Annotated in this window: 26 protein-coding genes and 1 pseudogene; 17 read left to right on the top strand and 10 right to left on the bottom strand. The window is 64.7% G+C overall.

Features of this window, described 5'->3' with window-relative positions; all coding sequences use genetic code 11:
* Nucleotides 1-101: 101 nt before the first annotated feature.
* Nucleotides 102-464, top strand: coding sequence for a DUF1428 domain-containing protein (locus AC066S_RS26995; protein WP_164719027.1), 363 nt, complete (start codon nt 102-104; stop codon nt 462-464).
* 11 nt (nt 465-475) lie between these two features.
* Here AC066S_RS26995 and AC066S_RS26990 read toward each other — a convergent pair whose 3' ends face one another.
* The 3 genes from AC066S_RS26990 to AC066S_RS26980 all read right to left on the bottom strand — a co-directional run bounded on the left by AC066S_RS26990 (nt 476) and on the right by AC066S_RS26980 (nt 5,419).
* A complete protein-coding gene (locus tag AC066S_RS26990; RefSeq protein WP_478271045.1) occupies nt 476-1,042 on the bottom strand; it encodes an invasion associated locus B family protein in 567 nt (188 codons plus the stop codon).
* Nucleotides 1,043-1,106: 64 nt separating this feature from the next.
* On the bottom strand, nt 1,107-4,253 hold the full coding sequence (locus AC066S_RS26985) for a multidrug efflux RND transporter permease subunit (RefSeq protein WP_126261162.1): 3,147 nt from the start codon (nt 4,251-4,253) through the stop codon (nt 1,107-1,109).
* Nucleotides 4,250-5,419 carry an efflux RND transporter periplasmic adaptor subunit gene (locus tag AC066S_RS26980; RefSeq protein WP_135168390.1) on the bottom strand — a complete coding sequence of 390 codons (1,170 nt, stop codon included), beginning with the start codon at nt 5,417-5,419 and terminating at the stop codon, nt 4,250-4,252. The genes AC066S_RS26985 and AC066S_RS26980 overlap by 4 nt, the downstream gene beginning before the upstream one ends.
* A gap of 147 nt (nt 5,420-5,566) precedes the next feature.
* Here AC066S_RS26980 and AC066S_RS26975 point away from each other — a divergent pair, with 147 nt between their 5' ends.
* From AC066S_RS26975 to AC066S_RS26950, 6 genes and pseudogenes are all read left to right on the top strand, one after another.
* A complete protein-coding gene (locus AC066S_RS26975; RefSeq protein ID WP_478271044.1) occupies nt 5,567-5,857 on the top strand; it encodes a hypothetical protein in 291 nt (96 codons plus the stop codon).
* A 218-nt stretch (nt 5,858-6,075) separates the two neighbouring features.
* Nucleotides 6,076-6,399, top strand: a complete 324-nt coding sequence (locus AC066S_RS26970) for a hypothetical protein (protein ID WP_135168391.1) — start codon at nt 6,076-6,078, stop codon at nt 6,397-6,399.
* Nucleotides 6,366-6,545 (top strand): annotated as a pseudogene (locus tag AC066S_RS26965) (PKHD-type hydroxylase); the annotation flags it as partial. The gene AC066S_RS26970 and the pseudogene AC066S_RS26965, both read left to right, overlap by 34 nt.
* Complete coding sequence (gene exbB / locus AC066S_RS26960; RefSeq protein WP_478271043.1) at nt 6,542-7,474, top strand: tonB-system energizer ExbB; 933 nt, start codon at nt 6,542-6,544, stop codon at nt 7,472-7,474. The pseudogene AC066S_RS26965 and the gene exbB, both read left to right, overlap by 4 nt.
* A gap of 3 nt (nt 7,475-7,477) precedes the next feature.
* Nucleotides 7,478-7,933, top strand: a complete 456-nt coding sequence (gene exbD, locus AC066S_RS26955; protein ID WP_100231845.1) for a TonB system transport protein ExbD — start codon at nt 7,478-7,480, stop codon at nt 7,931-7,933.
* A gap of 11 nt (nt 7,934-7,944) precedes the next feature.
* Nucleotides 7,945-8,757, top strand: coding sequence for an energy transducer TonB family protein (locus AC066S_RS26950; protein ID WP_126261158.1), 813 nt, complete (start codon nt 7,945-7,947; stop codon nt 8,755-8,757).
* On the opposite strand, the gene AC066S_RS26945 is transcribed toward AC066S_RS26950, so the two are convergent.
* The 7 genes from AC066S_RS26945 to gntR all read right to left on the bottom strand — a co-directional run bounded on the left by AC066S_RS26945 (nt 8,745) and on the right by gntR (nt 15,140).
* Nucleotides 8,745-9,167, bottom strand: coding sequence for a hypothetical protein (locus AC066S_RS26945; RefSeq protein WP_126261236.1), 423 nt, complete (start codon nt 9,165-9,167; stop codon nt 8,745-8,747). The two genes, AC066S_RS26950 and AC066S_RS26945, sit on opposite strands and share 13 nt — an antisense overlap.
* Nucleotides 9,168-9,229: 62 nt before the next feature.
* A complete protein-coding gene (locus AC066S_RS26940) occupies nt 9,230-9,910 on the bottom strand; it encodes a site-2 protease family protein (protein WP_126261235.1) in 681 nt (226 codons plus the stop codon).
* Between the two features lie 152 nt (nt 9,911-10,062).
* Nucleotides 10,063-10,455, bottom strand: a complete 393-nt coding sequence (locus AC066S_RS26935; RefSeq protein WP_478271042.1) for a GFA family protein — start codon at nt 10,453-10,455, stop codon at nt 10,063-10,065.
* A gap of 7 nt (nt 10,456-10,462) precedes the next feature.
* The gene (locus tag AC066S_RS26930; protein WP_478271041.1) at nt 10,463-11,209 is read right to left on the bottom strand and encodes an SDR family NAD(P)-dependent oxidoreductase; all 747 of its coding nucleotides are present in this window, start codon (nt 11,207-11,209) and stop codon (nt 10,463-10,465) included.
* 17 nt (nt 11,210-11,226) lie between these two features.
* Entirely contained in the window at nt 11,227-11,958 is a 732-nt protein-coding gene (locus AC066S_RS26925) for an SDR family oxidoreductase (RefSeq protein WP_126261155.1), read from the bottom strand.
* A gap of 129 nt (nt 11,959-12,087) precedes the next feature.
* Nucleotides 12,088-13,917, bottom strand: coding sequence for an IlvD/Edd family dehydratase (locus AC066S_RS26920; protein WP_126261154.1), 1,830 nt, complete (start codon nt 13,915-13,917; stop codon nt 12,088-12,090).
* 122 nt (nt 13,918-14,039) lie between these two features.
* Nucleotides 14,040-15,140 (bottom strand): HTH-type transcriptional regulator GntR, encoded by a 1,101-nt coding sequence (gntR, locus tag AC066S_RS26915; protein ID WP_126261153.1) that lies wholly within the window; start codon nt 15,138-15,140, stop codon nt 14,040-14,042.
* Between the two features lie 201 nt (nt 15,141-15,341).
* Here gntR and AC066S_RS26910 point away from each other — a divergent pair, with 201 nt between their 5' ends.
* From AC066S_RS26910 to AC066S_RS26865, 10 genes are all read left to right on the top strand, one after another.
* On the top strand, nt 15,342-16,409 hold the full coding sequence (locus AC066S_RS26910; RefSeq protein ID WP_126261152.1) for an ABC transporter ATP-binding protein: 1,068 nt from the start codon (nt 15,342-15,344) through the stop codon (nt 16,407-16,409).
* 46 nt (nt 16,410-16,455) lie between these two features.
* Nucleotides 16,456-17,775 carry an ABC transporter substrate-binding protein gene (locus AC066S_RS26905; RefSeq protein ID WP_478271040.1) on the top strand — a complete coding sequence of 440 codons (1,320 nt, stop codon included), beginning with the start codon at nt 16,456-16,458 and terminating at the stop codon, nt 17,773-17,775.
* Nucleotides 17,776-17,875: 100 nt separating this feature from the next.
* Nucleotides 17,876-18,793 (top strand): carbohydrate ABC transporter permease, encoded by a 918-nt coding sequence (locus AC066S_RS26900; protein WP_164719031.1) that lies wholly within the window; start codon nt 17,876-17,878, stop codon nt 18,791-18,793.
* Complete coding sequence (locus AC066S_RS26895; protein ID WP_126261149.1) at nt 18,786-19,709, top strand: carbohydrate ABC transporter permease; 924 nt, start codon at nt 18,786-18,788, stop codon at nt 19,707-19,709. The genes AC066S_RS26900 and AC066S_RS26895 overlap by 8 nt, the downstream gene beginning before the upstream one ends.
* 65 nt (nt 19,710-19,774) lie before the next feature.
* A complete protein-coding gene (denD, locus tag AC066S_RS26890) occupies nt 19,775-20,761 on the top strand; it encodes a D-erythronate dehydrogenase (RefSeq protein WP_478271039.1) in 987 nt (328 codons plus the stop codon).
* A 24-nt stretch (nt 20,762-20,785) separates the two neighbouring features.
* Complete coding sequence (locus tag AC066S_RS26885; RefSeq protein ID WP_478271038.1) at nt 20,786-21,754, top strand: sugar kinase; 969 nt, start codon at nt 20,786-20,788, stop codon at nt 21,752-21,754.
* 11 nt (nt 21,755-21,765) lie between these two features.
* Nucleotides 21,766-22,416 carry a bifunctional 4-hydroxy-2-oxoglutarate aldolase/2-dehydro-3-deoxy-phosphogluconate aldolase gene (eda, locus tag AC066S_RS26880; protein ID WP_126261146.1) on the top strand — a complete coding sequence of 217 codons (651 nt, stop codon included), beginning with the start codon at nt 21,766-21,768 and terminating at the stop codon, nt 22,414-22,416.
* 60 nt (nt 22,417-22,476) lie between these two features.
* Nucleotides 22,477-23,646 carry an acetyl-CoA acetyltransferase gene (locus AC066S_RS26875; RefSeq protein WP_478271037.1) on the top strand — a complete coding sequence of 390 codons (1,170 nt, stop codon included), beginning with the start codon at nt 22,477-22,479 and terminating at the stop codon, nt 23,644-23,646.
* 194 nt (nt 23,647-23,840) lie between these two features.
* Entirely contained in the window at nt 23,841-24,047 is a 207-nt protein-coding gene (locus AC066S_RS26870) for a hypothetical protein (protein ID WP_126261144.1), read from the top strand.
* A gap of 127 nt (nt 24,048-24,174) precedes the next feature.
* Nucleotides 24,175-25,374: a CaiB/BaiF CoA transferase family protein gene (locus AC066S_RS26865; RefSeq protein ID WP_126261143.1), complete on the top strand. Its 1,200-nt coding sequence runs from the start codon at nt 24,175-24,177 to the stop codon at nt 25,372-25,374.
* The last annotated feature ends 29 nt before the right edge of the window (nt 25,375-25,403 follow it).

Below are 25,403 nucleotides of genomic sequence, written 5' to 3'. Positions count from 1 at the left end.
CTGCCGCTGGCGACGGTTTGCCTCATCCTGAAATCGCATCTCGACGTCGGATCGCGGCGCGCTCCATCGTCCTTGGGCCATACAACCCAAGGAGATCCGTGATGCCCTATGTCGATGGTTTCGTTCTGGCCGTGCCCAAGGACAAGATCGATGCCTACAAGACGCTGGCGACCACCGCCTGTGCGCTCTGGATGGAGCACGGCGCGCTCGATTATGTCGAATGCATCGGCGACGACGTTCCCTATGGCGAGCTGACCTCGTTTCCGCGCGCAGTGATGGCGAAGGAGGACGAGGTGGTGGTGTTCTCCTGGATCGTCTACCGCGACCGGGAGACCCGCGATGCCGTCAACAAGAAGGTGATGGCAGACCCGCGCCTGAAGATGGAGGGCATGCCGTTTGACGGCAAGCGCATGATCTACGGCGGCTTCACCACGCTGCTGCGGGCGAGCGACGTGATCGGCTGACGAGAGGCGTGCTACTTGATCTTGTCGTAGGCGGCCGCGAAATCGCCGAGCGGCATCGGAATCGCGATCGTCTCCTTGGCCATGTTCTGGAAGGAGACCTTCAACTGCTTGCCCGACCTCAAAGCGGCGAGCAGGTCCGCCGCGATCGGGGTCGAGGCGTAGCAGCCGCGGTTCTCGCAGGTCTGGATCTGCAGGTCGAACGTCTTGCCTTCGTCGACCTGGAGCTTGGCGCCGACGGGAAGGTTGAGGCCGAGCGGCAATTGCAACAGCGCGATCGGCGTGCGGGTGTCGGGCGCGATGCGGATGTTGATCAGGACGACGGTCTGGCCGGTCTTGGTCAGCACCGCGTTCTGCTCCATCGCGCATTCGAGCGGGGCCTCGCGGCTGGCGCTGGTGCAACGGACGATCCAGCCGGGCTGCCCGGGAGCACCGTCGGCCTGTGTTTGCGTCGGCGCAGGCGAGGGCTGCGCGGCCGGGGCAGGCGCTGCGTTCTTCTTCGCGCTCTGCTGGGCGTGCGCGGCGGCCCAGGGCAACAGGGCAGCGGCGGCGAGGGCGACAAGTCTGGATTGCATGGGCATGACGAGACCATTTTGGCGTTAATCGAGGGTCTCGCTGTAGCGTCGCGGCGGCCGCGGCGCAAGCTTACTCGGCGGCTTCCTTGACAGTGCCAGGCGCGGGCGCCTCGTCGCCTTCGTCGTCACCCGAACGGCCCCAGGTGGAGAACCAGTTGTTGAGCTTGTCGAGATAGAGATAGACCACGGGCGTGGTGAACAGTGTCAGCGCCTGGCTGACGATCAGGCCGCCGACCATGGCGTAGCCGAGCGGCTGGCGGATCTCGGCGCCGGTGCCGTGGCCGAGCATCAGGGGTACGCCGCCGAGCAGCGCGGCCATCGTCGTCATCATGATGGGGCGGAAGCGCAGCAGCGCGGCCTGGCGGATCGATTCCTCCGGCGTCTTGTGCTCGTCGCGTTCGGCGGCGATCGCAAAATCGACCATCATGATGCCGTTCTTCTTCACGATGCCGATCAGCAGGATGATGCCGATCAACGCGATCAGGCTGAAGTCGAAGCCGGCCGCCATCAGGATCGCGAGCGCGCCGACACCGGCCGAGGGCAGCGTCGACAGAATCGTGATCGGATGGATGTAGCTCTCGTAGAGGATGCCGAGGATCAGGTAGACCACGACGAGCGCGGCGAGGATCAGCAGCGGCACGGTGCCGAGCGACTGCTGGAACGCCTGCGCGGTGCCCTGGAAGCTGGAATTGAGCGTCGGCGGCGCGCCGAGATCGGCCATCGCCTTCTGCACCGCCTCGGTCGCCTGGCCGAGCGCGACGCCTTGCGCGAGGTTGAAGCTGATGGTGATTGACGGGAATTGGCCCTGATGGCTGATCGAGAGCGGGCGGACCGGATCGGTGGTCCAGGTCGCGAACGTCGACAGCGGCACCTGGTCGCCGGTCAGCGGCGATTTGAGATAAAGCTTGTTGAGGCTGTCGAGATTGCCCTGCATCTCCGGCAGGATCTCCAGGATCACCTTGTAGGTGTTGAGCTGGGTGAAATACTGCGTGACCTGCCGCTGTCCGAAGGCGTCATACAGCGTGTCGTCGATCAGCTGCGGCTGGATGCCGTAGCGTGAGGCGGTATCGCGGTTGATCTTGAGCTGGACGGTGGTGCCCTGCGTCTGCTGATCGGTCGCGACGTCACGCAGCTCCGGCAGCGTCTGCATCTTGGCGAGGATCTTGGGCGCCCATTCGTTGAGCTCGTCCAGATTGGCGTCCTGCAGCGTGAATTCGAACTGCGTGCGCGTCGGCCGGCCGCCGAGCCGCACGTCCTGGGCCGCCTGCATATAGAGGCGGGCGCCCTCGACCTTGTCGAACTGGGGACGCAGTCGCGCGATGATCTGCTGGGCCGAGGCCTCGCGCTGGTCGCGAGGCTTCAGCGTGATGAAGATGTTGCCGTTGTTGCCGGCGCGGCCGCTGCCGCCGATCGACATGGCGACGCTGGCGACGTCGGGATCGGCCAGGATGATCTTGCCGAGCTGTTCCTGGCGCCGGGTCATCTCCTTGAACGAGATGTCCTGCGAGGCTTCCGAGGTGGCGGTGATCAGGCCGACGTCCTGCTGCGGGAAGAAGCCCTTCGGGATCAGGACGAACAGGTAGATCGACAGGCCGAGCGTGACGAAGAAGATCGCAAGCGTGGTGCGCCGCCAGGCCAGGGCGTGATCCAGAACGGATTCGTAGCCGCGCAGCATCGCGTCGAAGGCGCGCTCGCTCCACTGATAGAAGCGGCCGTGCTGCACCTCGCCATGGGCACGCAGGAAGCGCGAGGCCATCATCGGCGTCAGGGTCAGCGACACGAACATCGAGACGAAGATGGTCATCGCCAGCACGACGGCGAATTCGCGGAACAGGCGCCCGATGATGCCGCCCATCAACAGCAGCGGGATCAGCACCGCCACCAGCGAGATGCTGATCGACACGATGGTGAAGCCGATTTCCTTCGCGCCCCGGAAGGCGGCCGCCATCGGCTGTTCGCCTTCCTCGATGTAGCGCGTGATGTTCTCGAGCATCACGATGGCATCGTCGACGACGAATCCGACCGCGATGGTGAGCGCCATCAGCGACAGATTGTCGAGCGAATAGCCGGCGACCCACATCAGGGCGCAGGCGCCGAGCAGCGCCAGCGGAACCGTGACGGCGGGAATGACGGTGGCCCAGAAGCTGCGCAGGAAGATGAAGATCACCATGACCACGAGGGCGATGGTCAGCAGCAGCGTGAACTGGACGTCCTCGACCGCCGCGCGGATGGTCGTGGTACGATCGCTGATGAGCTCGATCTTGATCGCGGGCGGGATCGCCGCCACGAGGCGAGGCAGGGTCGCCTTGATCCTGTCGACGGTCTCGATGACGTTGGCGCCGGGCTGCTTGAAGATCACCAGGAACACGCCGCGCTTGCCGTTCGCCCAGGCCGCCTGCTTGGCGTCTTCGGCGGCGCTGACCGCCTGGCCGATGTCGCGGATGCGCAACGGGCCGCCGTTGCGATAGGCGATGATGACGTCGTTCCAGTCCTTCGCCTGCGTGAGCTGGTCGTTGGCGTAGATCGTGTAGGCGCGCTTCTCGCCGTCGATATTGCCCTTGGGACTGTCGACCGTGGTGATCGCGATCTGGCTGCGGACGTCCTCCAGCGACAGGCCCTTGGCGACCAGCTTGGCCGGATCGACCTGGATGCGGATGGAGGGCTTCTGCTGGCCGCCGATGAAGACCTGCGCCACGCCCGACAGCTGACTGATCTGCTGGGCGAGCTGGGCATCGACCGCGTCGCTGACGCTGGTCAGAGGCAGTGTCTCCGACGTCGCCGACAATAGCAGGATCGGCGCGTCGGCCGGGTTGACCTTGCGGTAGGTCGGCGGCGAGGGCAGGTTCTTCGGCAACTGGCCGCTGGCGGCGTTGATGGCGCCCTGCACGTCGTTGGCGGCGCCGTCGATGCTGCGGTTGAGGTCGAACTGGATGGTGATCGACGCGGTACCGAGATAGCTCGTCGAGGTCATCTGGGCGATGCCGGGGATCTGGGCGAACTGGCGCTCCAGCGGCTGGGCCACGGACGAGGCCATTGTCTCGGGGCTGCCGCCCGGCAAATTGGCGGTGATTTGGATGGTCGGGAAGTCGACCTGCGGCAGCGGTGCGACTGGAAGCAGGGGATAGGCGACGAGACCGACAAAGAGGATGCCGGCCATCAGCAGCGAGGTGCCGATGGGATAACGGATGAAAGGTGCCGAAATCCCGCCCTCGGTCATTCCTGTCGTACCTTGTTCTGGGCCGGGTTCGAGCTCGCCACCGCCGTCGAGACGAGGCTTCCGGGCTGCACCTTGAACTGGCCGCCGGTGATCACCTGCTGGCCGGGGCTCAAGCCTTCTTCGATGACCGAACGTCCATCGATGGCATAACTGACCTTGACCTTATGCAGCTCGGCCTTGTTGTCCTGACTGACGGTGTAGGCATAGAGGCCGTTGGTGGAGTGCTGGACCGCGTCATCCGGAACCACGGTCGCGTCCTTCAGCGTCCGCACCAGAAGCCGCGTCGAGACCGATTGGCCCGGCCACAGCGCGTGGTCCTTGTTTTCGAACACGGCCTTGAGCCGGATCGTCCCGCTGCTCGTATCGACCTGGTTGTTGATGACCGCAAGCTTGCCCTCGGCCAACGTCTTCTTGCCGTCGGTGGTGAAGGCGATCACCTTGAGCGCGCCGCTCTTCTGGCCCTCGCTGATATAGGGAAGCTGGTCTTCCGGCGCGGTGAAGATCACGGAGATCGGCTCGACCTGCGAGATCGTGACGATGCCGGTCTGCGTCGAGGCGTTGACGATGTTGCCGACATCGACCTGGCGCAGGCCGGCGACGCCGGTGATCGGCGCCTTGACCTGGGTGTAGTCGAGCTGGGTCTGGGCGTTGGCGATCGCGGCTTCGTCGGCGGCGATCTGCGCGGTGAGCTGGGCCACGGTCGAGCGCTGGGTGTCGACCCGCTGCGCGGTCGCGAATTCGCCGAGCTTCGTGGCGCGCTGAAGTTCGAGATTGGCGTTGGCGAGGCTCGCCTCGTCCTGCGCCTTCTTGGCCTTGGCCTGGTCGAGCGCGGCCTGATAGGGACGGGGATCGATCGAGACCAGAAGCTCGCCCTGCTGGACGATCTGGCCTTCCCTGAAGGTGAGCTTGTCGATCTGACCATCCACCCGGCTGCGGACCTGGACGGTGTTGAAACCCTGAACCGTGCCGAGACCGGTCAGGTAGACGGGAAAGTCGATCTTCTGGACCGGCGCAACGCTTACGGGGACGGCGGGCGGGCGGGGTGGACCCTTCTGCGCGGTCTGGGTTCTTCCGGCCCCGGCTCCGAACTTCTGCCAACCATAGTAACCCGCGGAGGCCACGGCCGCGATGATCAGAAGCCAGAGGATCGGCCGGGACTTTTTCATGTCGTCTCGTGTCGGCTCGTATGCCCCTCAGCTAAGAATGGATAGGGCAATCGCAGGGTTCCAACGCGGTGTATAATACACGCCAAGTTCCAGTGTAAACAGCACTATCCGTTGATAATCCTAAACAATTGGAAAGCTTTGCACCGTGTGGGCAGTGCTCTGGCGCGCCGCTGTGCAGTGGCGCATTTTCGCGGGCGCCGTTTCGTTGTCGGCAATTTCGGCATCGTCCATATTGGCGCCGCCAATGACGCGCCGCATGGACGAATTGAACGCAAGCTGATCGCGTGTCAGATTCTGATCAGCGCGATCCCTTGCGCTTCCTCACCGACTAAACGGCGTCGACATCGCGGGGCATGGACGGCACCGATCGCGCGCGTCGTCGCGCAGAAAACCGTCGACGAATTGTTTCCGCTGATGAAGCCTCCAAGCAGCGATTGATGCCGTGAGGGAGGCTGCGATTGCGCGGCGGGCGCTGATTTTTTACGACGAGTCCGATCGCAATTTAGAACGGTTTCAAACTGTGGTTTAGAATTGTTTTGATCTGGATTGATTCAAGGGGTCTTGCAAGGCGCTCGCATTGACCCGCTATTTTGCGGCCGATACCAACACTCATCGTTCGTCGAAGTGAATGAGCGAACAAGATGGGGCGTTTGGCAATGGAGCAGGTGCTCGCACCGAGGTCGTTGCGTTCGGTCGCAGCATTCGATCCGGTGGATGAGAAATTCGCGGGCGTTTCCGGCAAGAAGGCTTCGGCGGTTGCAGGCATGAGCGCGCTGGCATCGGTGTCGCGCGGCGCGCAAGCGCAGCAATCCAACCAGACCAAGCGCGCTGGCGGCTTGTTCCAGGACGCCAACGTCGCCGGCCGCGACGACGTGACCGACGATCGCCGGGGCAGATTCATCTCGACCAAGTTCACCCCGGCCAACGACATCGAGATCACGAAACGCGGGTTGCGTCTTTCTTCTGGCTTCAGAGCATGATACGGGACGATCAAGCCCGGAGCATGATCTTTGACCTCGACACCGCGATACAGGCGCTGGTGGAACGGCTCGGGCGTGACGATCCCGAAACGGTCAAATTGACGGGTATCTATCACAACCTCATTCGCTACTGGGCCGAAGTATGAAGACCATGACCTTCCAAGCAAGCCTTGCCGCAGCCGTCATGCTGGCGGCCGCCTGGCTCGCGACCCCTGTTTCCGCCCAGACACAGACCCCGCCCTCGGCGGCGACGCAGCAGGCGGCGCAGCCGCCCGTGGCCAGCTCGGCCCCGGCGGCGGCACCCTCGGCAACCGCACCTGCGGCTTCGACCGCGACCGCTCCGGCGCCTGCAAAGCCCGAGGCGGCATCCGGTATCGCGCCGGCCATGAAGGAATTGTCGCCCTGGGTCATGTTCATGTCGGCCGACGTCATCGTGAAGGCGGTGATGATCGGGCTCGCCTTCGCATCGCTGATGACCTGGACCGTCTTCATCGCCAAGTCGATCGAGCTGTCGGTCGCCTCCACCAGGCTTCGCTCGGCCCTGAAGAAGATCGCGGAGACGCGCTCCCTTGCCGAAGCGCAGATGGCGGTCGGCGCCAAGGAGGGCATCCTGTCGTCCTTCCTGGCGGCGGCCCTGCGCGAAGCGCGGATGTCGGCCGGCCTGTCCAGCGATGCCGGCATCAAGGAGCGCGCGGCCTCCAGCTTTTCCGAGATCGTGCGCGCCGAGGCGCGGCGCATCCGGATCGGCATGGGCGTGCTTGCGACCATCGGCTCCACGTCGCCCTTCGTCGGACTGTTCGGCACGGTCTGGGGCATCATGAACAGCTTCATCGGCATCTCGAAGTCGCAGACCACGAACCTCGCCGTCGTCGCGCCCGGCATCGCCGAGGCGCTGCTCGCCACCGCGATCGGCCTCGTCGCGGCGATCCCCGCCGTCATCATCTACAACCACTTCTCGCGCGTGACGAAGGGCTATCTCGAGCTCGTCAACCGCGCCTCGGGGGCGGCAGGACGGCTGCTCTCGCGCGATCTCGATCGCAGCCACGGCAGCGTGCATTCGCGCGCAGCGGAGTGAACCATGGCCGTTTCGCTCGCAGACAACGATGACGACGACGACTTCTCGGAAACGCATGACATCAACGTCACGCCGTTCATCGACGTCATCCTGGTGCTGCTGATCATCTTCATGGTCGCAGCCCCGCTCTCCACGGTCGATCTGCCGATCGATCTGCCGACGTCGAGCGCGACGCCGCAGAAGAAGCCGGACAAGCCGACCTATCTCAGCATCAAGCCCGATCTGACGCTTGCGATCGGAGAGAACCCGGTGCACCGGGCCGAGTTGATCGGGACGCTCGACGGCCTGTCCGACATGAGCAAGGACAAGTACGTGTTCCTGCGCGCCGACAAGTCGGTACCGTATGGGGAGTTGATGGGGGTCATGGAGCTGTTGCGCTCAGGCGGCTATACGCGGGTGAAGCTGGTGGCGCTGGAAGGCGCTCCGGGAGCGCCTGCGGCCGGCGCCGCGCAGCCTTAAGAAGACACGCTATGTCGGACGAACTCAGACCATCCCGAAAGCTCTGGATCCTGGCGGCGGTGGCGGCGCTCGCGCTTCATCTGGGCGGCGCTGCGCTCGCACTGGCTCATTTGCGCGCCGACGACGACGGCGACGGCCTGGGTGCGAACGGTGCCGAGTTCGCCGTGGAGATGGCATCGCCCAAGGCGCCCGAAACCGATCTGCCGCCCGGGCCGGACAGCGAAGCGATGCAGGAGCAGCAGGCGCTGCCCGAGCAAAAGGCCGAGACCAAGGAGACGGAGCTTCCAAGGGATCAGTCGCAGGAGGTCGAGGATCCCGACCGCGTCGTGACCGAGAACAACGCGAAGAAGCCGACGGAAGACGATCCGAAGATTCAGGCGGTCGAAACGCCGGCCGCCGAAGCCTCGCCCAAATCGGTTGCGACGGCACGGCAGACGCTCGAGGAGGATGCGCGCGAGGCCGAGAAGGCGCTGGCGCCCGTCATCGGCATCGGCAAGGACATCCTGAAGCTGACGGCCGACTGGAACCGCAAGATCAGCGCGCATCTGTCGCTGCACAAGATCAATCCGGAGGGCAAACAGCCCAACAATCAGAAGGTCAAGGTGAGCTTCGCGATCAACCGGAAGGGCAACGTGCTGTCGGTGGATGTCGTGGAATCGTCAGGGGACGCCGCCTACGATGCGGCCGCGGTCTCGATCGTCCGCAAGTCCGATCCCATCCCGCAGCCGCCTGCCGGCCTGACCGAGGACCGGTTCGAGCGCACCGTCGATATCATCTTCACGCCGCCGGAGGCGAAAAAGAAGAAGACGGCTCAGCGCCAATAGAGCCGGATCCCGACATAGACCACGACCAGACACGCGAAGATCAGGGCTACCGGGAGCGGTCGTTTCTGGGGTCCAGCGAATGCTGCTGCCCCGACGGAGGCGGACTTCTTCGGCGCCGGTGCGGGGCGGCGGAAGGCGGTAACATTGTCCGCTGCCGGTTTAGCCGCGCGAGGGCGGACGTCGGGCGCAGTTCCGGCGCCGCCCATCTCGGCATAATAGGCTTTGTAGATCGCGCCGATGGTGGCCTCGGTGGCCTCGTCCTCGCTCATCTGCGCCAGCAGGTTCTGGTAGCTCGCCAGGAATTCTTGGGCCTCCGGGGGCAATGCGGACGCCCCGTTGAGCTTGGCCATCATCTTCCAGGTGGCGAAATCGGCGCGGGCGCGGGTGTCGGCGCGTCGCGCGATCAGCATATCGGCAGCTTTGACCAAGTCGGCCTCTGGCCCTTCGGCCTGTGTTCGGTGTCGCACTTCAACTACGCATTGCCGGTCAGGAAGAGAACAGCCTGAATCACATAACCGGTCAACGTCCGCAGTATTGCTGAAATAACATCAAGATTTAGACCGAACTGGGAACCTGCAAGGGGCAGCAAAATCAACAGCCCGATCAGGATCAGCATACCGAACGGCTCGAGACGGGCGAGGGGCAAGGCGAGCGGGCGGGGCAACAGCCCGACCGCGACGCGCCCGCCATCCAGCGGCGGGATCGGCATCATGTTGAAGACCGCCAGGATCGCGTTGATGATCAGAGCGTTCTTGAGGTTGTCGGCCACCCATTTCGCCGCGCTCGCCGGCACCAGAGGCAGGGCATGAAAAGCCAAGGCGGCGGCAAGCGCCAGCAGGATGTTGGTGGCAGGTCCCGCCAGCGCCACCCAGACCATGTCGAGCCTGGGGTTGTTCAGCTTGCGGAAGTTGACCGGCACCGGCTTGGCATAGCCGAACAGGAACGGCGAATGTGCGAACAGCAGCATCGCCGGCAGGATCACGGTTCCGAACGGATCGATATGCCGTAGCGGGTTGAAGCTGACGCGGCCGAGCTGCGAGGCCGTGTTGTCGCCGAGCCGGTCCGCGACAAAGGCGTGTGCAGCCTCATGAAAGGTGATGGCGAGCACCAGCGGCAGCACCCAGACGGAAAGGTCATAAAGGGAAATGTTCACGGCTCGTTGATCCCGGTTAGCCTGCGGCCTTGCAGATGACCCGGCCGAACCGGCGGTGCAGCAGCGCTTCAGCGCAACATAGGGTGGCCGATTCAGAAATGCCACGCCGCTGATGATCGGCGGCCCGAGGTCGCCACGCCGTCCGTGCGGACTTACGCAGGGATCGTCCCCGGATACTGCGTCAGACCGTCATCGAGCCTCAGCCAGTCGGGCTTTTCCGAGACCCAGATGTGCTCGGTCGGCGCGAAGGCGTTGCGGTCGTCGAAGGTCGCAAGCGCCACCCCCGCGAGCGTGCCGTTGCGCCGCCAGGCGAACAGGCGCGTGCCGCAGCGCTTGCAGAACACACGGTCGATGTTCTCCGATGACGCGTAGCGCTCCGTGTCGCCGTCGACGGTCAGCGCGCGCTGGTCGAACTGCGCCCGGGCGAAGAAGGGCGAGCCCATTGCCTTCTGGCAGATGCGGCAATGGCAGATGCGGACATTGAGCGGCTCGCCCTCCGCCCTGAACCGCACCGCGCCGCACAGGCAACCGCCTTCCCGGATCATGATGTCCTCAATAGGTTGCGCGCCCACCCGAAATGTCGAACACGGCCCCGGTTGAGAACGCGCAGTCCTCCGAGGCCAGCCAGCTCACCATCGCAGCCAGCTCTTCCACCAGCACGAAGCGCCCCTTCGGGATCTTCGACAGCATGAAGTCGATATGCTGCTGCGTCATCTGGTCGAAGATCGCGGTCTTTGCCGCCGCCGGGGTCACCGCGTTGACGAGGATGTCGTGCGCCGCGAGCTCCTTGCCGAGCGACTTCGTCAGCGCGATCAGACCGGCCTTGGACGCCGAATAATGCGCCGCGTTCGGATTGCCTTCCTTGCCGGCGATGGAGGCGATGTTGACGATGCGCCCGTATTTCTGCCTGAGCATCGCGGGCACGATCGCCTTGCTCACGATGAAGGGGCCGTCGAGGTTGATGCGCAGAACCTTGCGCCATTCCTCGAGGTCGGTCTCCCAGACCGGCTTGTTGATTCCGGCGATGCCGGCATTGTTGACGAGGATGTCGATCTTGCCGAAGGCCTTGAGCGTCGCATCGCGGGCCTGCTCGACGGCCGCGGTGTCGGTGACGTCGACCTTGAACACGCGGGCGTTGTCGCCGATCTCCTTTGCGGTCTTCTCAGCCAGCGCCGCATCGAAATCCCAGATCGCAACCTTGGCGCCGGAGGCGACGAAACGCTCGGTGATGGCGCGGCCAAAGCCCTGCGCGCCACCGGTGACGACGGCAACGCGCCCGTTGAGATCGATCTTGTTCATGCCGCAGGCCTCTGGCGTCAGAGCATGTAGCCGCCGTCGACGACGAGGTCGACGCCGGTGGTGAAGGCGCTCTCGTCGCTGCCGAGATAGACCGCCATGGACGCGATCTCCTCGGCGGTGCCGAGCCGGCCCATCTTCTGGCGGGAGATGAACATCTCCTTGCCCTGCGGTCCCTGCGCGGCGGCGCGGTCGAGCATCGAGGGCGTTTCGACGGTGCCGGGGCAGATCGAGTTGCAGCGGATGCCCTTGGTGATGAAGTCGAGCGCCACCGCACGCGACAGCAGCGACACCGCGGCCTTCGACGAGCTGTAGACGTAACGGTTCGCCGGCGGCCTCAAGGCCGCGCATGACGAGATGTTGACGATGCTGCCGCCGCCGCCGGCGATCATGTCGGGCAGGAACGCCTTGATGGTCCGGTGCATCGACTTGACGTTGAGGTCGAACGAGAAGTCGAAGTCCTCTTCCGAGCACTCCAGGATGGTGCCGTGGTGCACGAAGCCCGCCGCGTTGAGCAGGATGTCGATCTTACCGACACGCTTGGCAAAGGCATTGACGTCGGCGGTGTTGCGGACGTCGAGCTTTGCGACCTCGGCGATGCCTTCCTTGGTCAGGCCAGCGATGCCGGCCTCGTTGATGTCGGTGGCAATGACGGTTGCACCCTCACGCGCGAATGCGACGGCGCAGGCGCGGCCGATGCCGGCGGCTGCAGCCGTGACGACGGCGCGTTTGCCCTTAAGGCGGTCTGCCATGTTGTTCACTCCTTTGAATTGTCATCGATCCGCCGTCATTGCGAGGAGCACTTGCGACGAAGCAATCCAGGCTGTCTCCGTGGACAAATCTCTGGATTGCTTCGCTTCGCTCGCAATGACGTGTGGCCGTCAGTGATTATCCCGCGCCACGCCGAACGTGCCGGCGACGTTCTGGTAGCGCGTGGCGAGCTCCATGCAGGCGCCGGTCGATTGCTGACCGACGGTGTTGCGATAGATCTCCTGCCACGGCGTCTGGTTCGGCGGATGCTTGAAGCCGCCGCTGGCCTTCAGCTCGGCGTGGCGCTTCTTCAGCTCCTCGTCCGAGATCAGGATGTTGGCGCTGCCCTTGTTGAGGTCGATGCGGACCTTGTCGCCGGTCCTGAGGATCGCAAGGCCGCCATTGGCCGCGGCTTCCGGCGAGGCGTTCAGGATCGAGGGGGAGCCCGAGGTGCCGGACTGGCGGCCGTCGCCGATGCAGGGCAGGGACAGGATGCCGCGTTTGATCAGCGCCGCCGGCGGCTGCATGTTCACGACTTCGGCGCCGCCGGGATAGCCGATCGGGCCGGTGCCGCGGATGAACAGCACGCAGCGCTCGTCGATGTCGAGCGAGGGATCATCGATCCGCGCGTGATAGTCCTCCGGACCTTCGAACACGATGGCGCGGCCCTCGAAGGCGTTGAGGTCCTTCGGGTTGTTGAGATAGCGGTCGCGGAATTCCTTGGAGATCACGGAGGTCTTCATGATCGCGGAATCGAACAGATTGCCCTTCAGCACCAAGAAGCCGGCGTCCTTCACCAGCGGCTTGTCGTAGGCCCAGATCACGTCGTTGTCGGGCTTTGGCGCATTGGCGCAGTTCTCGCCGATGCCGCGGCCGTTGACCGTGACGGCGTCCTCATGGATGCGCTTGTGCTTCATCAATTCGCGCACCACGGCCGGCACGCCGCCGGCGCGGTGGAATTCCTCGCCGAGATAGAAGCCGGCCGGCTGCATGTTGACCAGGAGCGGCACGTCGTGGCCGACCTTCTGCCAGTCCTCGATCGTGAGCTCGACGCCGATGTGGCGGGCCAGCGCATTGATGTGGATCGGCGCGTTGGTCGAGCCGCCGATCGCCGAATTGATCACGATGCAGTTCTCGAACGCCTTGCGGGTCAGGATGTCCGAAGGCTTGAGGTCTTCCCAGACCATCTCGACGATGCGTTTTCCCGTCTCGTAGGCGATCTGGCCGCGCTCGCGATAGGGGGCGGGGATCGCCGCGCAGCCCGGCAGCGAGAAGCCGAGCGCTTCGGCGAGCCCGTTCATGGTCGAGGCGGTGCCCATGGTGTTGCAATGCCCGACCGAGGGCGCGGAGGAGGCCACGATCTCCATGAACTCTTCATAGTCGATCTCGCCCGCGGCGAGCCGCTCGCGCGACTTCCAGACGATGGTGCCGGAGCCGGTGCGCTCGCCGGCATGCCAGCCGTTCAGCATCGGGCCGCCCGACAGCACGATCGCGGGCAGGTTCACGGTCGCCGCCGCCATCATGCAGGCCGGCGTGGTCTTGTCGCAGCCGGTGGTGAGCACGACGCCGTCGAGCGGATAGCCGTAGAGGATCTCGACCAGGCCGAGATAGGCGAGGTTGCGGTCGAGCGCCGCGGTCGGGCGCTTGCCGGTCTCCTGGATCGGATGGGTCGGGAATTCCATCGCAATGCCGCCGGCCTCGCGGATGCCCTCGCGGACCCGATGGGCCAGCTCGATATGGTGGCGGTTGCAGGGCGAGAGGTCGTTGCCGGTCTGGGCGATGCCGATGATCGGCTTGCCGGATTGCAGCTCGGCGCGCGTGAGGCCGTAATTGAGGTAGCGCTCCATGTAGAGCGCGGTCATGCCCGGATTATGCGGGTTGTTGAACCATTCCTGCGAGCGAAGATGGCGTCGCGAGCCGTTGCCGGCGGGCGCGTGCCCATTGGTTGGTTTCTTTGTCATTGGTTTCTCCTGCAATGCAAACGCACCAGCGTCCGTCCCGGGGTCTCGGCTTGTGCGATGCCCAGCGGCGCGAATGATGGATCGCTGGCCCGCTGGCGGGTCGTTTCCTCACAAATCCGATACTAGTCATGAGCGCTTGGTAACGCTACCATTTTGTTCGCCGCAGCCGCGCCGGATACGGCCGGCCTGCTGTCCGAATGACGCGACGACGAGCTCTGCCGCTCGATCACCTTGAAGCCGAGATCGAGCACCGGCTGCGCTGGGCGGCGTCCGTCGATCGCCTCGATCAGCATGGTGGCGGCCGTGTTGCCCATCTCGTAGCGGTTGGTGCGCACGCTGGTGAGGGTGGGGACGGCGGACGCCATGAATTCGAGGTCGTTGAAGCCGACGATTGCGATCTGGTCGGGGACCGCGATCTCGCGGCGGCGGCATTCGAACAGCACGCCGAGCGCGAGGTCGTCATTGGCGCAGAACACCGCGTCGAGGTCGGGCTCCCGCGCCAGGAGATCGGCGAACAGGGCGCAGCCGAGCGTCACCGAGGTCGGTGTCGCAGTGGTGACGACGAGGCGCTGCTCGAACAATGCGGCGTCCTTCATGGCCGAGACATATCCGTCCAGCCGCCGCTGCACCCTGGGATCCATGCGCGCACCGATGAAGCCGATCTTGCGGCGGGCTTGGTCGAACAGGTGCGCAACCGCTGCGCGGGCCGCATCATAGTGCGAAAAGCCGATCATCATGTCGACCGGATCGGGGCCGATCTCCATGATCTGCACGATCGGGCAGTCGGCGGCCTCCAGCATCGCGCGCGATTCGGCGGTCTGGTCGATTCCGGTGACGATCAGCCCGGCCGGCTTCTGCGCGAGAAACAGGCGCAGCAGCTTCTCTTCCTGGAGAATGCTGTAGCGCGTGTTGGACAGCTGGATCGAGTAGCGGCTGCCTTCGGACGCATCGTAGATGCCGCGCAGCACGTCCGAGAACACGTTATTTGTAAGAGAGGGGATCAAGACACCGATGACCTCGGTGCGTTGCGAGGCCAGCGCGCGTGCCGCAAGGTTCGGGACGTAGCCGAGCTCCTTGGCCGCGCTCTCCACCCGCGTCCGCTTGGCGACCGAGAGGGCTTCCGGATTACGAAAGAAGCGGGACGCCGTAATCGGGCTGACGCCGGCAAGCTCGGCGACTTCCGCCAGCCGGATTTTGCCTGACTTGGTGCGTTTTCGACCCATTTGCTGCTCTTAACACAGTCAGTCCCGCAAACAAAGGAACGTTGACAGCGCTACCAGCAGCGACTAACCAAAGACAAATTGCCAAAACCGCACAAACTGCCGACAATGTTGCCCGCTACGGTCGGGCTTCGTTCGGCGAAGTCTGAAAAACAAGACGGTCGCGGCGCCAGGGGCGTCGTGGACTATCGAGGAGGGAGCTAGATGTCGTCTGTGCACATCCGCGACGTGCGGAAATCGTTCGGCAATTTTGAAGTCCTGCACGGCGTGACCGTACCGATCGAGGATGGACAGTTCGTCGTCCTGGTCGGCCCCTCCGGCTGCGGCAAGTCGACGCTTCTGCGCATGCTCGCCGGTCTCGAGAATATCACCTCCGGCACGATCTCGATCGGCGACCGCGTCGTCAACAATGTCCAGCCCAAGGAGCGGGACATTGCGATGGTGTTCCAGAACTACGCGCTCTATCCGCACATGACCGTTGCCGACAACATGGGCTTCTCGCTCAAGCTGCGGAATGCGAGCGCCGACGAGATCAACAAGCGCGTCAAGCGCGCCGCCGAGATCCTCGCTCTGGCGCCGCTGCTCGATCGCTACCCGCGCCAGCTCTCCGGCGGCCAGCGCCAGCGCGTCGCGATGGGCCGCGCCATCGTGCGCGACCCGCAGGTCTTCCTCTTCGACGAGCCCTTGTCGAACCTCGACGCCAAGCTGCGCGTCGCCATGCGCACGGAGATCAAGGAGCTGCACCAGCGGCTGAAGACGACGACCGTCTACGTCACCCACGACCAGATCGAGGCCATGACCATGGCCGACAAGATCGTCGTCATGCATGACGGTATCGTCGAGCAGATGGGTACGCCGCTCGAGCTGTACGACAAGCCCGACAACCAGTTCGTCGCCGGCTTCATCGGCTCGCCCGCGATGAACTTCCTGAAGGGGCATGTGCGCGCCAACGGTGTCGCGACCTTCGAGGGGCCGAACGGCGTCAAGCTGCCGCTCAAGACCGCGCCCGCGGCGTCCGACGGCCGTCCTGCGGTGTACGGCGTGCGGCCCGAGCATTTCACCATCGCCGACGACGGTGCCGAAGCGGAGATCATCGTGGTCGAGCCGACCGGCTCGGAGACGCAGGTGTTCGCCAAGATCGGCGGCGAGCAGGTCGTCGCGGTCTTCCGCGAGCGTCACCAGTTCAACCCGGGCGACAAGATCCGGCTGAAGCCCGATCCGTCACTGGTGCACTTGTTCGACGAGGCGACGGGAAAACGCCTGAACGCGTAGTGTGAGTTTTACTTAAGACAATAAAAAGCATCACAGGGAGGACGACATGCAAGACTTTACCCGCCGGACGCTGCTTCAAGGCGGAACGGCACTGGCTGCGACCGGCATGCTCACCGGGCCGGCGCTGTTCGACTTCGCCAAGGCCTGGGCGCAGAGCGCGCCCTGGAAGCCGGAGGCGGGCGCCAAGCTGACCGTGATGCGCTGGAAGCGCTTCGTGCCTGCAGAGGACGATGCGTTCAACCAGATGGTGGCAGCGTTCAAGGCTGCGACCGGCACCGAGATGAACGTGTTCAGCGAATCCTTCGAGGACGTGCAGCCGAAGGCCTCGGTTGCGGCCAATACCGGCTCGGGGCTCGACCTCGCCTGGGGCCTGCACACGCTGCCGCAGCTGTTCCCGACCAAAGTGCTGAAGATGAACGACGTCGCCGATTATCTCGGCAAGAAATACGGCGGCTGGACCGATGCGGCCGCCAAGACCTGCATGCAGGGCAACGACTGGCTCGGCATCCCCGTCGCGACCAACGGCGGTTACATGACGTACCGAAAGTCGGCGCTCGACAAGGCCGGCTTCAAGGAGTTCCCGAAGGACTTCCCCGGCTTCCTCGAGATGTGCAAGGCGCTGAAGGCCAACAACACGCCGGCTGGCTTCGCGCTCGGGCATGCGTCGGGCGACGGCAATTCGTGGCTGCACTGGGTGCTGTGGGGCCACGGTGCCTACACGGTCGACCAGAACGACAAGATCGTCATCAACTCGCCGGAGACGGCGAAGGCGCTGGAGTACTGCAAGGCGCTGTATGACAACTTCATTCCGGGCACGGCGTCCTGGAACGATTCCTCCAACAACAAGGCGTTCCTCGCCGGCGAGCTCTATTGCACGGCCAACGGCATCTCGATCTACGTCGCCGCCAAGACCGATGCGAGCAAGAAGGAGCTGACCGCAGACACGTATCATGCGCTCTGGCCGGTCGGGCCGGTCGGCAAGCCGACCGAGCTGCAGCTGGCGCTGCCGATTCTCGCCTTCAACTTCACCAAATATCCGAACGCGGCGAAGGCCTTCGTCGCCTTCATGCTGGAGAAGGAGAACTACGAGAAGTGGCTGGACGGCGCGCAGGGCTATCTGACCCAGACCTTGAACGCCTACGAGGCGGCGCCGATCTGGAAGGCCGATCCCAAGAACGAGGTGTTCTCGCAGGCTTCCAAGCGCACGCTGCCGGCCTCCGGCATCGGCACGGTCGGCGAAAAGGCGGCAACGGCCATCGCCGACTTCATCGTCGTCGACATGTTCGCCAATTACTGCACCGGCACCAAGGATGCGAAGGGCGCGATGGCGGAAGCCGAGCGCCAGCTGAAGCGCATCTATCGCTGAGGATCACGGAGCGGGCGGCAGTCGCGCCGCCCGCTCGTCAACATTTCGATCAGGGATATCGGGCATGGCTGATGTCGCAATTCCCCGGGCCAAGCCTCAGATGAGCGAGGGCGGCGCCTGGACCCAGCTTAAACACAACCGCAACTGGCTCGGCTTCTGGTTCATGGTGCCGGCCATGGCGTTCCTGATCTTCTTCCTGGCCTATCCGCTGGGGCTCGGTATCTGGCTGTCCTTCACCGACACCCGCATCGGCAGGGTGGGGCAATTCGTCGGCACCGAGAACTATGAGTGGCTGTGGGACGATTCCATCTTCTGGCTGTCGGTGTTCAACACGCTGCTCTACACCTTCGTCGCCAGTGCCCTCAAATTCGCGATCGGGCTCTATCTCGCGCTGCTGCTGAACGAGAACATGCCGTTCAAGGCGATGCTTCGCGCGATGGTCCTGATCCCCTTCATCGTGCCGACGGTGCTCTCGGCATTGGCGTTCTGGTGGATCTTCGACTCTCAATTCTCCATCATCTCCTGGTCGTTGAAGCATCTCGGTGTGATCGATCAGAACATCAACTTCCTCGGCGACACGACCTGGGCACGCATTTGCGTGATCTTCGCCAACATCTGGCGCGGCGTGCCGTTCGTGGCGATCACGCTGCTCGCCGGCCTGCAGACGGTGTCGCCGTCGCTCTACGAAGCCGCGACGCTCGACGGCGCCACGCGCTGGCAGAATTTCCGCTACATCACCTATCCGCTGCTGACCCCGATCATCGCCGTCGTGATGACCTTCTCGGTGCTGTTCACCTTCACCGACTTCCAGCTGATCTGGGCGATGACTCGCGGCGGCCCGGTCAACGCCACCCATCTGATGGCGACGCTGTCCTATCAGCGCGCGATCATCGCCGGGCAGCTCGGCGAGGGCGCGGCGATCTCCAGCGCCATGATTCCGTTCCTGCTCGCTGCGATCATGGTGTCCTGGTTCGGCCTGCAGCGCCGCAAGTGGCAACAGGGAGAGAACAATGACTGATCTTCCTGCCTCCAAGGTCGATCTCAAGTCGGTGCTGTCGGCGTCCGCGCGCGTCGATAACAGCGAGGGCATGAGCTATCTGCAGTCGGTGCCGCGCCGGCTCGTGACGCTGTACCTGCCGCTCGCGATCATCGTCGTGGTCCTCCTGTTTCCGTTCTACTGGATGGCGCTGACCTCGGTGAAGCCGGACGAGCAGCTGCTCGACCTCGACAGGTACAACCCGTTCTGGACCTGGAATCCGACCTTCAAGCACTTCCACAAGCTGCTGTTCGAGAGCTATTATCCGTACTGGCTCTGGAACACGATGTACGTGGCGATCTGCGCCACCATTCTCTCGATCGTCGCATCGGTGTTTGCGGCCTACGCCATCGTACGGTTGCGTTACAAGGGCGCCAATCTCGTCGGCGGACTGATCTTCCTCGCCTATCTGGTGCCGCCCTCGATCCTGTTCATCCCGCTCGCCACCGTCGTGTTTCAGTACGGCCTGTTCGACTCGCCGCTGGCGCTGATCCTGACCTATCCGACCATCCTGATCCCGTTCTCGACCTGGCTCTTGATGGGCTATTTCAAGACCATCCCGTTCGAGCTCGAGGAATGTGCGCTGATCGACGGGGCGAGCCGCTGGCAGATCCTGATCAAGATCGTGCTGCCGCTCGCCATTCCCGGCCTGATCTCGGCCTTCATCTTCTGCTTCACACTGTGCTGGAACGAGTTCATTTACGCGTTGACGTTCCTGCAATCGACCAGCAACAAGACGGTGCCGGTCGCGATCGTCAACGAGTTCGTGGACGGCGACATCTACCGCTGGGGCTCGCTGATGGCGGGAGCCCTGGCCGGCTCGTTGCCGCTCGTCATCCTTTACGCCTTCTTCGTGGAGCATTATGTGTCCGCGATGACCGGCGCCGTGAAGGAATGACCGCCGGGCTGCTTAAGAGCGCGCCAGGAGCGGCGCGCTCCGGCCAATGACAAGGAGTTGAGCTCTTGCACATTCTGGTTCTGGGCGCCGCCGGCATGGTCGGCCGCAAACTCTGTGAACGGCTGCTCGGCGACGGTCGGCTCGGCAAGAGCGACATCACCAAACTGACCATGCATGACGTGGTCGAGCCGAAGAAGCCGGAGAAGGCCGGTTTCTCCGTCGAGACGGTGTCGGGCGATTTCGCCGTGCCGGGCGCGGCCGAAAAGCTGATCGCCGGCCGTCCCGACGTGATCTTCCATCTGGCTGCGATCGTTTCGGGCGAGGCCGAGCTCGATTTCGACAAGGGCTACCGCATCAATCTGGACGGCACGCGGATGCTGCTCGATGCCGTCAGGCTGGTTGGCGGCGGCTACAAGCCACGCGTCGTCTTCACGTCCTCGATCGCGGTGTTCGGCGCGCCGTTCCCGGATGCAATCGGCGACGAGTTCTTCCACACCCCGCTGCTCAGCTACGGCACGCAGAAGGCGATCGGCGAACTCCTGCTGGCCGACTATTCGCGCCGCGGCTTCCTCGACGGCATCGGCATCCGCCTGCCGACCATCTGCATCCGGCCCGGCCTGCCCAACAAGGCGGCCTCCGGCTTCTTCTCCAACATCCTGCGCGAGCCGCTGGCCGGCAAGGAAGCGGTGCTCCCGGTTTCCGAGGACGTCCGCCACTGGCACGCCACGCCGCGCTCGGCCGTCGGCTTCCTGCTCCATGCCGGCACCATGGATCTCGCCGCGGTCGGCCCGCGCCGCAACCTGACCATGCCGGGACTTTCGGCCACGGTCGGCGAGCAGATCGCGGCCCTGAAGCGCGTTGCCGGTGAGAAGGTCGCTGCCCGCATCAAGCGCGAGCCCGATCCCTTCATCGTCGGTATCGTCGGCGGCTGGCCGCGCAATTTCAACCCAAAGCGGGCGCTCGAGCTCGGCTTCACCACCGCCGAGAAGACCTTCGACGACATCATCCGAATTCACATCGAAGACGAGCTCGGCGGCAATTTCGTCGCCTGATCTCTGACTGAGCGGGTCCTGGTGATGGCGAGCGTTGCTTGCATCGGCGAATGCATGGTCGAGCTCCGGCAGGCCCAGGGCGGGGCGTCTGCCGGGCAGGGCGGCGGGCTTTATTCACGCGGCTTCGGCGGTGACACCCTCAACACCGCAGTCTATCTGGCGCGGCTCGAAATCAAGGTCGACTATCTCACCGCGCTCGGCGACGATGCCCTCAGCGACGAGATGATCGCGGCCTGGACGACGGAGGGCGTCGGCACGCGGCGTGTCGTTCGGCTGGCGGGCAAGCTGCCCGGCCTCTACATGATCCAGACGGATGCGAAGGGCGAGCGCCAGTTCTTTCACTGGCGCGACAGCGCGGCGGCGCGCCAGCTGATGAATCTGCCGGAGACCGACGAGCTGCTCAATTCGCTGATGAGCTACGACATCGTCTATCTCTCCGCGATCACGCTCTCGATCTACGATGCTCCGGGGCGCGAGCGCCTGTTCGCGGCGATCAAGCGCGCCCGCCTGCTCGGCACCCGCTTCGTGTTCGACACCAATTTCCGCGCGCGGGGATGGCCGGACCGCGACGTCGCGCGGGAGGTCTTTGCCGCAGCCTTCGCGACCGCCGACATCGTGCTGACCTCGACCGAGGATCTGCTCGCGCTCTATCCCGGCGAGAGCAACGACCAGTTGATGGCGCGCATCCCGGCGCCCGAGCTGGTATTCCGCCTCGCCGAGCCGGTCAGCCTGCTGCGCTTCCCCGGCGGCACGAGCGAGGTCCGCGCCGAACCGATGTCCAAGCCGGTCGTCGACACCACGGCGGCCGGCGACAGCTTTGCTGCCGCCTACATTGCCGCCCGGCTCGCCGGTTCCGATCCGGTCGAGGCCGCCCAGGCCGGGCATCGCCTCGCCAGCCTCGTGATCTGCTATCCCGGCGCCATCATTCCGGGCTATGCCATGCCGCCGAAGAAGCGGCACCGGCCGGCGGCCCCGCGTCAAGCGACCAAGTGAATCGAGATCCTATGCCCACGACTGCCCAACAGAACCACCTCGTCGCGCTGTTCAGGGACGCGACCGTCATACCCGTCCTCACCATCGAGCGCATCCAGGACGCCGTGCCGCTGGCGCGTGCGCTGGTCGCCGGCGGCGTCCGCACGCTGGAGGTGACCCTGCGCACCCCCGTTGCGATCGAGGCGGCGCGGGCGATGATGGCCGAAGTGCCCGAGGCGGTCGTCGGCATCGGCACGATCCTCAATCCGGCCGACTTCACCCGTGTCGAGAAGCTCGGCGTCGCGTTCGGCATCAGCCCGGGCCTGACCCCCGACCTTCTCAAGGCCGCCACCCATAGCTCCCTGCCGTTCGCGCCGGGCATCGCCACGGCGTCCGAGCTGATGATGGCGCTGGCGCACGGCTTCGACGTGGCAAAATTCTTCCCGGCCGAGCAGGCCGGCGGCATCAAGGGCCTGCGCTCGCTCGGCGGGCCGTTCCCGAACGTCCGGTTCTGCCCGACCGGTGGCATCGGCGAGGCCAATGCGGCGAGCTGGCTCGCCGAGCCCAACGTGGTCGCGGTTGGCGGTTCCTGGCTTTGCCCAACGGCGGAGATCAGGGCCGGGAACTGGGCCGGCATAACAGCCATCTGCCAGCGCACCCTGAAAGCCCTGAAAGCCGCGTGAAGTCTTGCCATCCCTGGGCTAAGACTTAGCTCAGGACAAGATCCCCAGGGAGAGAACATCATGACCGCCAGCATCGTCGGATGGGCGCATACGCCGTTCGGCAAGTTCGACACCGAAACCGTCGAAAGCCTCGTCACCCGCGTTGCCAATGAGGCGATGGCGGATGCCGGCATTTCGGCCGGCGATGTCGACGAGATCGTGCTCGGCCATTTCAACGCCGGCTTCTCGCCGCAGGATTTTACCGCCTCGCTGGTGCTCCAGGCCGATCCGAAGCTGCGCTTCAAGCCGGCGACCCGCGTCGAGAACGCCTGTGCCACGGGATCTGCCGCGGTGCATCAGGGCCTGCGCGCGATTGCCGCAGGCGCCGCCAAGATCGTGCTCGTCGTCGGCGTCGAGCAGATGACCCGCACCCCCAGCGCGGAGATCGGCAAGAACCTGCTCAAGGCCTCCTATCTGCCCGAGGACGGTGACACCGTCGGCGGCTTTGCCGGCGTGTTCGGCAAGATCGCCAGCTCCTACTTCCAGAAATACGGCGACCAGTCCGATGCGCTGGCGCTGATCGCGGCCAAGAACCACAAGAACGGCGTCGCCAATCCCTTTGCCCAGATGCGCAAGGATTTCGGCTTCGACTTCTGCCGCGCCGAGAGCGAGAAGAATCCTTACGTCGCCGGCCCCCTGAAGCGCACCGACTGCTCGCTGGTGTCGGACGGCGCCGCGGCGCTGGTCTTGGCCGATGCCGAGACCGCCAAGGGAATGGCCAAGTCGATCGGCTTCCGCGCCACCGCGCACGCCCAGGACTTCCTGCCGATGAGCAAGCGCGACATCCTCCAGTTCGAGGGCTGCACCGTCGCCTGGCAGCGCGCGCTGGAGAAGGCGGGGGTGACGCTGTCCGATCTCTCCTTCGTCGAAACCCACGACTGCTTCACCGTCGCCGAGCTGATCGAGTACGAAGCGATGGGCCTGACGCCGAAGGGGCAGGGCGCCCGCGCCATCAAGGAAGGCTGGACGCTGAAGGACGGCAAGCTGCCGGTCAACCCGTCCGGCGGTCTGAAGGCCAAGGGCCATCCGATCGGCGCCACCGGCGTCTCGATGCACGTGATGACCGCGATGCAGCTCGCAGGCCAGGCGCCCGAGGGCATGCAGCTCAACAATGCCAAGCTCGGCGGCATTTTCAACATGGGCGGGGCCGCGGTCGCCAACTACGTCTCCATCCTGGAGCCGCTGAAGTAAGCTTGTAGGGCGGGTTAGCCTGCGGCTGCGCGAAGCGCAGGTGCTGGCGTAACCCACCTCTTTTGTCTCCGCGGAGACAGAGTTGGTGGATTACGCCTGCGGCTAATCCACCCTACGACTTCTTTCTTGCGCTAGATCATGGTGGGCCCAAAGGGGGCCCTTAAAGCTCCTGATTGACTAGCAGGGAACGCATCATGAGCACTGAGTACGAAGACTCGCTGTCGATGGACGCACTCAACGATCGCATCGCGATCCTCGAGGACAATATCCGCCAGCTGATCGAGCAGGCCGCGGCCGCCTCGGGCGAGCAGAGCGAGTCGCGCATCGCCGACCGGATCAACCAGCAGAACGACGAACTCGACCGGCTGCTCAAGATCCGCGAATCCCGCCAGAAGAAATAGCGGCCGGTATCGCCGCGCGGCGCATGCGGCCATACGCCGGCCGCCCTTGCACGTGCGGCCTCGCTGCCTTTAGCTGGACCGAAATCGCGGGGCCGCGCCTTGAGCCCTGCGCAATCGGGAGCGAACGATGGGGCCGCTGAAGGGCATCAAGGTCATCGACATGACGACCGTGCTGATGGGGCCCTATGCGACCCAGATGCTCGGGGACTACGGGGCTGACGTCATCAAGGTGGAATCGCTCGACGGCGACGTCACCCGCCTGATCGGCCCGATGCGCCACGCCGGCATGGGCCCGGTGTTCCTCAACACCAACCGCAGCAAGCGCTCGATCTGCCTCGACTTGAAGAAGCCTGCCGGCCGCGAGGCAGTGCTGCGGCTGCTCAAGGACGCCGACGTCCTCGTCTACAACGTCCGTCCGCAGGCGATGGCGCGGCTTCAGCTCGGCTACGATGTCGTGTCCGCCATCAATCCGCGTCTCGTCTATGCCGGCGTGTTCGGATTCGGCCAGGACGGGCCCTATGCCGCAAAGCCCGCCTATGACGATCTGATCCAGGGCGCCACGGCCCTGCCGGCGCTGATGGCGCAGACCGGCGACGGCGTGCCGCGCTACGTGCCGAACGCGCTGGTCGACCGCATCGTCGGTCTCACCGCCGTCGGCGCGATCTGCGCCAGCCTGGTGCACCGCGACCGCACCGGCCGCGGCCAGCGCGTCGACGTCCCGATGTTCGAGACCATGGCCGGCTTCGTCATGGGCGACCATATGGGCGGCCTCACTTACGAGCCGCCGCTCGACAAGGGCGGCTATGCCCGCCACCTCTCGCGCGACCGCAGGCCCTACAAGACCTCGGACGGCTATCTCAGCGTCATCGTCTACAACGACAAGCAGTGGGAGAACTTCTTCAAGGCGACGGCGCGCGACGACCTGCGCGCCGATCCAAAATTCGCGACCTTCGCGGGACGTGCCGCCAACATCGACGTCGTCTATGCCGAGCTCGCGCGCATCTTCGAGACGCGCAGCACGGCCGAATGGATCGAGCTGCTGACGAAGGCCGACGTGCCCGTGATGCCGATGCATGATCTTGCCTCGATCCTGCACGATCCGCATCTGGAGGCGACGAATTTCTTCCCGGTCGTAACCCATCCGACGGAGGGCCCGATCCGCAGCATGAAGGTGACGGCGACCTGGTCGGAGACCGACGCCGAGCCGGTGCGGCTGGCGCCGCGGCTGAACGAGCACGGCGCGGAGATTTTGCGCGAGCTCGGCTATTCCGCTGACGAGATCGCCGCCATGGTCCGCGATGGTGTGACGCGGTCGGCGCCGGAGTAGGGAATGACGATATGACAGCGACTCCCTCA

The sequence above is a fragment of the Bradyrhizobium sp. CFUWI genome (genome assembly GCF_056429085.1).
Note: the sequence above shows the minus strand (reverse complement) of the source record. Positions and strands in the feature narration are given on the sequence as shown.